6 protein-coding genes and 1 CRISPR repeat array are annotated in these 11,110 nt (G+C 43.6%); all 6 genes read right to left on the reverse strand.

Going from position 1 to position 11,110, the window contains the following annotated elements; genetic code table 11:
- Nucleotides 1–64 precede the first annotated feature (64 nt).
- Nucleotides 65–2,678: a CRISPR direct-repeat array (repeat unit 28 nt; unit sequence TTTCTAAGCCGCCTATGTGGCGGTGAAG).
- A gap of 164 nt (nt 2,679–2,842) precedes the next feature.
- Complete coding sequence (cas6f, locus tag RT084_RS12250; RefSeq protein ID WP_095356841.1) at nt 2,843–3,445, reverse strand: type I-F CRISPR-associated endoribonuclease Cas6/Csy4; 603 nt, start codon at nt 3,443–3,445, stop codon at nt 2,843–2,845.
- Nucleotides 3,446–3,448: 3 nt separating this feature from the next.
- On the reverse strand, nt 3,449–4,468 hold the full coding sequence (csy3, locus tag RT084_RS12255) for a type I-F CRISPR-associated protein Csy3 (RefSeq protein ID WP_128681827.1): 1,020 nt from the start codon (nt 4,466–4,468) through the stop codon (nt 3,449–3,451).
- 46 nt (nt 4,469–4,514) lie between these two features.
- On the reverse strand, nt 4,515–5,459 hold the full coding sequence (gene csy2, locus RT084_RS12260; protein ID WP_313100308.1) for a type I-F CRISPR-associated protein Csy2: 945 nt from the start codon (nt 5,457–5,459) through the stop codon (nt 4,515–4,517).
- Complete coding sequence (csy1, locus tag RT084_RS12265) at nt 5,456–6,835, reverse strand: type I-F CRISPR-associated protein Csy1 (protein ID WP_095356844.1); 1,380 nt, start codon at nt 6,833–6,835, stop codon at nt 5,456–5,458. Before csy1 ends, csy2 begins: the two co-directional genes overlap by 4 nt.
- Nucleotides 6,836–7,024: 189 nt before the next feature.
- Nucleotides 7,025–10,399, reverse strand: a complete 3,375-nt coding sequence (gene cas3f / locus RT084_RS12270; RefSeq protein ID WP_095356845.1) for a type I-F CRISPR-associated helicase Cas3f — start codon at nt 10,397–10,399, stop codon at nt 7,025–7,027.
- 35 nt (nt 10,400–10,434) lie between these two features.
- The gene (cas1f, locus tag RT084_RS12275; protein WP_313100312.1) at nt 10,435–11,073 is read right to left on the reverse strand and encodes a type I-F CRISPR-associated endonuclease Cas1f; all 639 of its coding nucleotides are present in this window, start codon (nt 11,071–11,073) and stop codon (nt 10,435–10,437) included.
- Between the last annotated feature and the right edge of the window lie 37 nt (nt 11,074–11,110).

Consider the following 11,110-nt stretch of genomic DNA (forward strand, 5'->3'; position numbering starts at 1 on the left):
AGCTATTCTTCTACTTTATGTGGATTTGTGGTAGTTTTTAATTTCTTTTACTATAGCTGAATACTTTCTAAGCCGCCTATGTGGCGGTGAAGACAAGATGAAGCCCCAAAAAATGTTCCTGTAGTTTCTAAGCCGCCTATGTGGCGGTGAAGCTGCTATCTGTTCTTGTGAGATTGTCTGCGCTTTTCTAAGCCGCCTATGTGGCGGTGAAGAAGCTGTTAAGTATTACATCATTTGGCTCTAATTTCTAAGCCGCCTATGTGGCGGTGAAGCGACAGTCGAAAGGCTACTTTCGGCATGAGCTTTTCTAAGCCGCCTATGTGGCGGTGAAGTGAGTTTTTTAATGAATCGGGCGAGGTTACTAATTTCTAAGCCGCCTATGTGGCGGTGAAGCGTCTGCTGCGGGCTGTGTTAATGCAAGCGGTTTTCTAAGCCGCCTATGTGGCGGTGAAGAAATGCTGCGCTATCGTTCAGCTGCCTTTTTTTTTCTAAGCCGCCTATGTGGCGGTGAAGCTGGTGGTCGGCTTCCTAAAGTTGAGATGTTATTTCTAAGCCGCCTATGTGGCGGTGAAGCCCCAGTTGCTAAAATTGCCTCTGCTTCTCTTTTTCTAAGCCGCCTATGTGGCGGTGAAGACCCCTTTTGCTAATGCTAATACTAGTCCTGCTTTTCTAAGCCGCCTATGTGGCGGTGAAGCTATCAAGCGGACGCTGAGAAAATCGCATGGTTTTCTAAGCCGCCTATGTGGCGGTGAAGTGGCATATCTCGTCTTGATTATTTGATTAGTATTTCTAAGCCGCCTATGTGGCGGTGAAGGGGGCAAAAACAGCTTTTGAGACTAACTTTAATTTCTAAGCCGCCTATGTGGCGGTGAAGCCCGCGATATTATGCTTGTGTTTATGCTAACGTTTCTAAGCCGCCTATGTGGCGGTGAAGGCAAAACTTATATAGTCAATAAACGTGTGGCATTTCTAAGCCGCCTATGTGGCGGTGAAGCTCGGTGTGTTCTGCTGGGCTATTTTTTTTGGTTTCTAAGCCGCCTATGTGGCGGTGAAGCAGTCAGCAAGCCGTTGATAGATTACACGCTTTTTCTAAGCCGCCTATGTGGCGGTGAAGGATGTATTCAGCAAATTTCTTGGCTTTTTCTCTTTCTAAGCCGCCTATGTGGCGGTGAAGAGGCGTTTTTTCGTCAGTCATGATCACTTCGTTTTCTAAGCCGCCTATGTGGCGGTGAAGTAGTTTTCCCCAAAAACGCCCCTGCGTAATGTTTTCTAAGCCGCCTATGTGGCGGTGAAGATTTAACGCATGAACACGCTATGATTATGCAATTTCTAAGCCGCCTATGTGGCGGTGAAGTAGGTAGAGAATCCGTATTAATCACAGGCTTGTTTCTAAGCCGCCTATGTGGCGGTGAAGGTCTCTATTCATAAATGGCGCAAGTTTCGTTTTTTCTAAGCCGCCTATGTGGCGGTGAAGACATAGCTTTCCGTAGTTTTCTAGAGTAGCTGTTTCTAAGCCGCCTATGTGGCGGTGAAGGATTTGACTGGTACAAGTGGCGTTGACGTAAATTTTCTAAGCCGCCTATGTGGCGGTGAAGCAAGAACATTATCACTTGGCTAGACCGTATGGTTTCTAAGCCGCCTATGTGGCGGTGAAGTCATGACGATACAATTCAAAAAATGGCTTTGTTTTCTAAGCCGCCTATGTGGCGGTGAAGTGCGCTTGCCAATACCCTTAGTCCCTTTGAGTTTTCTAAGCCGCCTATGTGGCGGTGAAGAAAAACTGGTCGGCTGCACCCTTATAATCTTTTTTCTAAGCCGCCTATGTGGCGGTGAAGCTAAAGAATATGGCTATGACTGGCAAATGCAATTTCTAAGCCGCCTATGTGGCGGTGAAGGATACCCGCTACGAGTAAAATCAACCGCACATATTTCTAAGCCGCCTATGTGGCGGTGAAGACTAGACAAAAGTTCGATAGAACGATACAGCATTTCTAAGCCGCCTATGTGGCGGTGAAGATTGTCTAATTTATTTTGTGTATAGCTTGGTTTTTCTAAGCCGCCTATGTGGCGGTGAAGAATAGGGCTGTCATCAGCGACAGAGCCAAAACTTTCTAAGCCGCCTATGTGGCGGTGAAGTAATTCTCGTTTAACCGATGATAACAAGTCATTTTCTAAGCCGCCTATGTGGCGGTGAAGTGGTAATGCGGATGCCAACCATTAACACCATATTTCTAAGCCGCCTATGTGGCGGTGAAGTCCAGCTCGGTGGTGTCTTATCTTTCGGTGTTGTTTCTAAGCCGCCTATGTGGCGGTGAAGCAAAGTCGATTATCGCACCTATTGGCAGACAATTTCTAAGCCGCCTATGTGGCGGTGAAGTATTGATGATGAAGGATTTTGATATGTCTAACTTTCTAAGCCGCCTATGTGGCGGTGAAGGTATCTGTGGTAGGTGTATCGGGTGTAGTGGTTTTCTAAGCCGCCTATGTGGCGGTGAAGTTGTTCCTGTTCAGTCGAGAAAATCAAGTAAATTTCTAAGCCGCCTATGTGGCGGTGAAGACCAAATTTCCATAATGCGCCTTATCACGCACATTTCTAAGCCGCCTATGTGGCGGTGAAGTTAACGAAAAAGTTAATCAAGTGAAAAATGGTTTTCTAAGCCGCCTATGTGGCGGTGAAGAGGAATTTTATCCCAAAAAAAGCAGTTATAGCAAGGCTTACCAAGTAAAAATACCCTTCTTACCCTACATTTTTTGCCTAGATATAACTGATTGAAATTTATACCTATTTTTATTGAGTCAAAAATAAGGGTTATTCACCCTTACTTTATAATTCAACTATAACTTACCAATTAGGCACGGTCACGTCATTTGACATATTATTGATACCATAAGTATTAAAACTGCCTGTTTTAGCTTCATTGGCGGTTTCTTGCCAAATCGATAATCTGTAATCAGACTGGTTGGTTTCACTTTTTAAGCTGATAAAAGGATAGCGTTTGATAGGGCGTTTATGCTCAAGACAATGAGCCAATGCGTCTTTTTCACTAATGCCTTTAAACTTGGCAAATTCCGACACCTTTTTGTCAAAGTCTTTATATCGATAGCGTCTGACAATGACATGACCTGTTGCTTTATCGCCCACTTCTTTGATACTGGTCAAATGCACATAATCGATCAACCGATCAAGCCACACAGGCAATGCCAATTTGTCGAGTTCATCGCCAGTATTGGCAAAAATACGTAGTTTGTTGCCGAGTGTGGCGAAGGTTTTGCCGTCTTTCTCTTCATATTTGTAATTAGGAAAGCTGATACCAATACCGTCTACGCCATGTTGATTTTTGACATGGGCAAGGGCGATATGAAGCTGAGTGTAAACCTTACTCCATAAGAAATAAGGTGAAATCTCGGCATCGGGTATTAGCGTGATTTCTTGGTAGAAATTCATCGCTTACTCCTTGCCACTTTCGCCAAAGACACCGCCACGAATTAACACGCCCATCACATAATGCTGTTGACTAACTTCGGGTTTTTCGCCTTTTAATACCCATTTATCAAATAGGTTATAAAAATCCTTGCCTTGTTTTGGTTGACGGAACGCTTTACCCAAGGTCGTCACCGCCCCATACGGCTCAATGGCAATCGGGAAGTGATTGTCTTCATATTCGGGATACCAAGTGTCAATGGTACGGATGGCATTGCTGACTTTTTGCGAGTGCATCCCTGCGTGGTTTTTGGTGATGTCTCCAACACGGTACAACACTTTGCTTTTTTTACTACCTGTGTCCAAAATCAACTCTTGTGATGGATAGACTTCTTGACCGTAGCCAACGTGGGCTTGGGCTTCGATGGATAAAATCACAAAGGCTTGTCCTGTCAGACCTTGTTCAATCCATTGGGCAAGTTGGGCTAAGTTTTTGTCATCAGCATTAAATTCATTTAATGCAAAGTCTTTGGCATTAAAGGTTAAAGTCTGTTGATTAAAACGCACTGTGACAGTGATTTTTTCTGCCCCGACACGGTTGCGCCATAGCCAACGGGCATTGACAATATTAGTAGCATAGCGTTTGGCGAGTTCACTTACGCCTTGGCTTTGCTGATAATCAGCAACCACTGCCAATAAGGCTTGTTGATAATCTTGGTCGTTACACACATTGGGCTTACCTGTAAATGGCAATACTTTACAAGTGAACTTAGCGATTAAGGTATCGTTGCTTTCATCAAGACTACTTGAATCGACACGTTGTAGATTGGCTTTTTGTGTTTCGGCATCAAGTTTGGCAGGGTCATTAGCAACAGCATTTTTTAAGCGATTGCTAATCGTGCCACGCACTGATTTTTCTTGCACGGTGACGATACTGGCTTGGCTGTCGGCATTCTGGCTGTCTTTTTGCCAAAAAGAAGCGTCGGAAATATCCAAGACACGCTCGAATGCCAATACGGATGCGGTTTTTAGTTCAGTTTTTGCCATGATAATTCTCCTATAAATGGCGTGAAACTTAGGTTAGAGTTAAAGGTTAAACGTTATGACTGACTAAATATAAATCCTGCTCGGCATCATACTGTTGATACCAAAGGGCGGTACTAAGCTCAGCGATTGAATAGGGGAATACCCATTTGCCAAGGCTATAGATGGCTTCGACATACCGACTGGGATATTCAGGGTTGCGGCTATGTTGCATTTGCCATGCATCAAACTGTGGTGAAATCCCTTGAAAGCCAACAGGGATTGGTACAAGCCATCCCCGTCCTTTTTTAACCGATTCAACCGTCCAACTTGAGCCTTGTGCATCGCTTGGCACATGATGAAGCGTGGCGGTTTCAAGTAACGCATCCAAGGCAGTGGCTTCGGGATTTTTTGTTTGGAGTCCTGCGGTGATGGTTTGTAAATCGTCGTGTGCATCGGTCAAGACAAACGCAGGTAACAGTTTGTCAGTAAATTCAGAAATTTTTTCTTTTACACGAAAACTGACTGGCGCAAACTTATTCAAGCCGATAACACTACCGCCCGCAATGCGTTGTTGTTGGATTAAATTTTTTACTGTTTGTTGCAATAAGTCGATTTGGTCATCATCTTCATCGAAGAAAAGGCTATCGGAATAAACCCCAACAATTAACGAAACCGTCAAATGACAACGCCCTTCTTCAATAATTGAAGCGGTTTTGCCGTCTTTTTTGAGCGGATTACGAGTTTGGATAAAGGTAAAATCTTTATAACTGCTTTCACGATAGGTCTGTGGCTGACATTCATGGCAAGCAATTAGCACCCCATCAAGGCGAATATCTTCTAAACCATCAATTCGGCTCACTTTTCGGCTTAACGCATGAATTGCCCCTGTAAAGCCTGTTACCGCAGGGAAGCCATAAGTGAGTGGGCTAGAAATGGCATTGGCATTGCTGATTTGAATACGATTTAGGCACAGATAGCCCACGCAGTGTAAATCTGGATAAATAAAACTCATGCTAAGCCCCCTTTGCCTAGTCTTAAGGCTTTTTTAATCTCATCTGCTATTTCACTTCGCCATTCATTATGCTCTGGGTCAGCAAAATCATGGGCAAAAGCTTTAAATTCTGTTTTTAAAATGCCTTGTAGCCAGTTAGCAAAATCGACTTCAATGGCGGTTCGCCAGTCTTCGCTTTCTCGTGCCTGTTTAAAGTTTTCTTCGCCTTCCAAATCCGCTCGATGTGGGTCAAGCCAGTATTTTTGGTTCATCGATAAATTATGATAATCCTTTGTCCAACCTGCTGGACGGATGGTTTGTAAGGTTTCACCTAAGCTAATCACTTGATAGGCGATGTCAGATAAAATTGCTTTACGAGCATCCCGGATATTGACATTGTTGTAATCGGTTTTAATCAGGGTAAACAAGGCATTGAGTGCTTCTTTGGCTTTGTATTGCAAGGCTTTGGTAGCAAAGATACTGGTAGCATTAGGCGAAATTCGGATATCTTGCGACTGGCGGAAAATCGGTGGCACTGACGGTAGTAGATAGTTGCGACCGCCTTGTTTGCTCATCAGTTGGCTGACATTTTGGGGTTTTGTGCCACCCAGTTGCACCGTTGCCAAATCTTTCATCGTAATATAGGGTTTTTGTTCGGCAGTTTTTTTGCTGCGATTATCCCGAGCGGTTTTATTGTCATCTGAATAGCGGTTTTGATTGATTTTGTGAAAAACTTCATGGGTCAAAACAGAAGGATAAAGTGGCACTAAAGTCACATAATTATCGCTATCGGGTTCATCCTGTGGCAACGCCCATAAAATTTGTTTATTGGTTTCATGGGTTTTGGGTGCTTTAATTTGATTATTTAAGCAATCCAAAAAGGCTTGCTGATAATGCTTTGATAATGCTTCATCGTCGGCAAAACTATGGGCAACTGCTGGCGAATTTTGCAAAATAACATCCCGCATTTTGATGCCCGAACCCGCCACGACTTCCCATTCAAAAAAAGTCACTAACGGCAAGTCAATCGCCCCACGGGGGCTGTTGGCATCCAAAAATCGACTAGCCAGTGTTTGGGTATTCACATAACTGTTTTGAACGGCTTGACGAAAATTGACATTATCGCCCCGAGAGCTGGGGTGTACGCCTTTAGAAACGTGCGTACCGACTTGGACGTTTTCTGCCATTTTCTGGGCTTCAATAAGCCAATTGGCTTTTTGGTATTTATCTTTAAACGGTTGTAAAAACGCATTGAGTTCAGCAATTTTTGCTACGTCATTGTCTTCAATGGCTTTGGCGAGTTGCTTATGCTCTTTTTCCGTTTTCTTATCATATTGAGCGGTCAAGAATGCTTGTATGGCATCTTTGACTTGTAGCTCGGTTATATTTTCAATCATATTTATCTTCCTACTAATGTTTAGTTAAAACCATTTAATCATAATTAATCTATTTAGTAAACCATAATATGGTTTTAAAAGCTAAAATATTGAGAAAATTTAATCTTTAGCATAAAATTTCGCTATCGCCACATAGGTGACTTAGGAAATAATTTGGTTTTAAAAAATCTTCACCGCCACACAGGCGGTTTAGTCTTTTTTCCAACAGCCAAAGCGTTCATCAAAATAGTAGCCATTTTGATGCTCTGCCAGGGCGACGTTGGAAAAGCGTATCACAATGGAATTAGGGCTGAGTTCAGGGAATTTTTGCCCTAATTCTGCCAACACATTCGCCAAATGACTGTCTAACCAAACGTCCACAAATGGGCTAACGGTAGGTAGCTCATACGGCTGTATTACACTATTGACAGTATTAGCATGGTAAAGACCATACTCTTTGACACTCTCGCTGTGATAAACGTTAAAAGTGTCATCATCGGGCTTAATAATGTACTCAATATTGGCACGACCTGCCCGAAACGGTGTCAAAACGCTTAAATGGACATGGTGACGGTTGGCGGTTTGTTCGTCTTTAAAGTAGGCATTGACCACATTAAACTGTGAATTATTCATCAAATCTGCCATGACTTGCTGTTCCAAATCAACAAGGCTGGTTTTTGGATTGAGTCCGGCGGATTTTTGGATACGGCTCACCGCATCAATTTTTTGTAATGTTTTGGCAGGGACAAGTGCCGTCATATCATGGGTTGCCAATGGATAGTGTTTGTCTTCAAATCCAGGCTGGGCAAAGGCAGGATACTGGCTATTTTTCTGCACCCGATTTTTTAACGCTCGGATGTTGTACTGCCAAATCCCCATGTTTGGCGTGTCTGCCACAAGCTCCGTACGGTGTCGCCACACGCGTCCTGCAAGCTGAATAATTGACCGCATGGAACTTGGTTCGACCATTGCCCAGTCATAATCATGGTCACGCCCCACTTCTGCCACAGGCGTGGCAAGTACAATAAAAATATGATGGGTTTTATGTGGATTTTTGCCCATCGCTTGGGCGATATCAGGTCGCTTGATAAAATCTTCGGCAGACACATTTTTACGGGTCAAAATACTGTCTAGGCGATTTTCTAGGCGGTTGCGTAACGCTAATACTTGCTGAGAATGGTAGCAACACAGATAAAGCTGGGTATCAGCTTGGTAATCAAAGGCTTGTAATTGGTGCATGGCTTGGGCAATTTTTATCAATGGCTGAATATTTGCCATGCGTATCAAGCCAATACTCACATTTTTATCCTTGGCTGTGACATGATGGTGCTGATGAAACTGCCACGCATGATTTAGCAGTTGTTCGGCAATCGCTTGATAAAATGCTGGTTGTTGTTCACCATGATATTCAATATCAAACGGCAAAATGGTTGCCCTGCGTTTGACAGGTTGCTTGTGTAAGAATTGACAACGTTTATGGATAAATTGGTTGTGGGCGACATTGAACACGTCGCTGTTATGACAGTTTTCGCTCATGGCTCGGTTTTCATCAAACCATGCACAAGCGACTTGCGGAGCGGCGTAGCCAAACTGCTCGTTATAAATTTTTCGCCCTGCTAAATAGGCTAGAAATAGTCCTTCGATCATATCGGCCGGTAAGGTTGCCGATGACAACAAAATACGAGAACCCATTAATCCCGCCAGATGCACTAGCCGAGAAAGGGCAGGCATATCATGGTGATCAAAGTCATCGGGTTCATCCAAAATTAAATCACCACTAAACAAGCGAAGCATCGGCGCGATATATTTGCCGCCACGCTTGCATTCGGTTGCCTGCATCAGATGGTCGATGGTGCAAGTCACAATGGGTGAAGCCAAGAGCTTGCGAGCCGTACGGTCTTCCACCACTGTGCCTAGCTTTAACTCGTCCAAAATACTGTCAAAATCATCACTATCGACCCATTCATCGACCAGATTTTCTGCTGATTCGCTACCAAATTGGGCAAGAAAACTCGCTTTATCATCAGCTTGTTGGTTAGTTTCAAATAGTTGTTTTTGAGCCTGTCCACCAACCAAAATCGCCAGTTGGCTATCGGTCAAACTGAGATTTTGGCGAAAACTTTGCCCCGTTTGCAAGGTTAGAACCCGCAAGCCCAAAGCAATGGTTAGCCTTGCCCCTTTTTTGGGGTTTGCCAAGGCATACATAATACGAGCGTTGCCAATGGTTTTGCCGCACCCTGTCGAAGCCATGTTCACGCCGAAAAAGCCATGCGTTTCGCTATGTTCGCTTTGAGACAACGCCAATTTAAAGGCGGTATTTTGCCAAGCAAACAGCGGATTGCCTGTATTTTTTATCAATGGTTCATGCTGGAATAAGGTGGGCAATTTCTCATGCAACAGCGGCAAATAACGACAAAATTCTGCGGTAAAGCGGGCAACCCCCAATAAATGTTCATCAAGGGCTTGATTTTTTTCGCCTGTTTTACGATCGGTATTGGCAATTAGCTTGTCTTCCCACGCTTTACTGCCTTGTACCCGTTTTGCCTTGTCAGCATTGGTTAGACTGGAATAATTGTGGTCTGCGACCATCACACTCAGGCGAGAGAGCATCAGCAAAAACGGATTGGCGATCGCAGTAGATTGCTGGCTAAGTTGCTGTAAAACGACATCCTGCTGGGCTTTTTTGGCATAGCGTTTAACTTGCTTTTGCCAATCTGGACTATTTAACACCAAATTATCGAAGCTAAAAAATTGCTCTTTTTCTTTGGTAGTCATTTCTTCGATGGATTTGGGATTTTTTACCCAAAAAGCAATTGCCTTAACGGCTTTTTGATAATAAAGGTTTAAATCAATGGCAAAGTTTCTATTGCCTATTTGCAAAAAACTTTCTTTGACTTTGGAGGCGAAACCATATTCGATCAAAGGTGGCAAGCGGTGATGGGTGACAATCAGCCACGCTACCCATTGGGCGACAGGTGGTAATTTATCCATTTCACTTTTTTCGATATTGCCTTGCAAATTTTGTGTGGTCGGCTGATGGCTTGCTAAAAATTCATCTATTTTTTGCAATCTTTGCCAAACATCGTTATCAGTTTGGCAGTCTTTAACGAGCCAAATCAATAATTTAAGCGAAATCCATTCATGACGATAAGGGTCGCCCATTTTGCTAGGGTGAAACAGTTTGTGCTGAAAACCATTGGTGGATTTGCCAATATCGTGCAGCAGAGCAGATAAAGTGCTGATAATGGCAATGGCATTGAGATTTTGCCAGTTATTTTCCCATTCGCTGTGCAAGATATTGCGTTTGGTCCGATTGACCGCCACCAGCCCTTGCTCACCAAATTTTTTGCGGTTACCCACCACCCACACCAGTTCACTGCGTTGCCGTGTCCTTACCCGATGGCAACTCACGGCGGTAGATTTGGTTGCCGATTGACGTAATAACTTTTTGACAGTGTCCAGCCCATCTTCGGTAATGGCGGTTTGCCATACGTTATCGCCAATGCGATTGGCAAAGGCATCCAAAATACGGCGGGTACGGTTTAACGCCTTTTTTTCACATTGCGAAATAAACGTCACTAGCATAAATTAATTTTTCCAATCCATTGATTTTCATAAGCTTACAATGTTTCAAAGTCTTTTTTTAATGCCAAATCTTTCACCGTATCGAACATCACATCCAAGGCTTTATAAGTGGTAAAATAATTCAGACATTCTTGGCGAAATTCCTGCTCACTGGCATTTTCTTTGGCACAAATAAAGGCAAGCGGCAGCACAATTGCATCTTTAACGATGTCCGCAATATCAAACACCAATGCCCCACGCCGTGTCTTACCGTGCATGACCGCAAAACCATGCGGAATACCCAGTACCCAAGCAGTGGTTGCCCCGAGTCCGTACGCCAAATAATTACCGTGATTCAAGAAGCTATTGGCTTTATCCATCCCGTCATGCTCACGGCTAAAGCCTGCATTATCGGTATGAATTGACGCTAACTTATACAATTCTTTAGTCATACGGGCTTCAAGCTGTAATAAGTGCATAACTTCAGTTTGCTTAGGAATATCAGCGCGATAGCGTTCAATTAAGTTCGTCACAGCGTCACTTCTACTGTCAAAACCCATTTGCCGAAAATCTTTATCGCGACTCCAAATATTTTGCAAAAATGCCAATCGCGCAAATTGAATGTGTTTGGCGGCTTGCAAGCGTTTGCCATCCTCCCACCACCACGATAGCCAGCCTTGTATAGTAAAAGAAATTAAAAACTACCACAAATCCACATAAAGTAGAAGAATA

Source organism: Moraxella sp. CTOTU48717, from assembly GCF_032057165.1.
Classification (GTDB): domain Bacteria; phylum Pseudomonadota; class Gammaproteobacteria; order Pseudomonadales; family Moraxellaceae; genus Faucicola; species Faucicola tetraodonis.

Coding starts and splice junctions, on each gene's coding strand:
- cas6f (WP_095356841.1), bottom strand. CDS start 3,445: ATGAATTTCTACCAAGAAATCACGCTAATACCCGATGCCGAGATTTCA.
- csy3 (WP_128681827.1), bottom strand. CDS start 4,468: ATGGCAAAAACTGAACTAAAAACCGCATCCGTATTGGCATTCGAGCGT.
- csy2 (WP_313100308.1), bottom strand. CDS start 5,459: ATGAGTTTTATTTATCCAGATTTACACTGCGTGGGCTATCTGTGCCTA.
- csy1 (WP_095356844.1), bottom strand. CDS start 6,835: ATGATTGAAAATATAACCGAGCTACAAGTCAAAGATGCCATACAAGCA.
- cas3f (WP_095356845.1), bottom strand. CDS start 10,399: ATGCTAGTGACGTTTATTTCGCAATGTGAAAAAAAGGCGTTAAACCGT.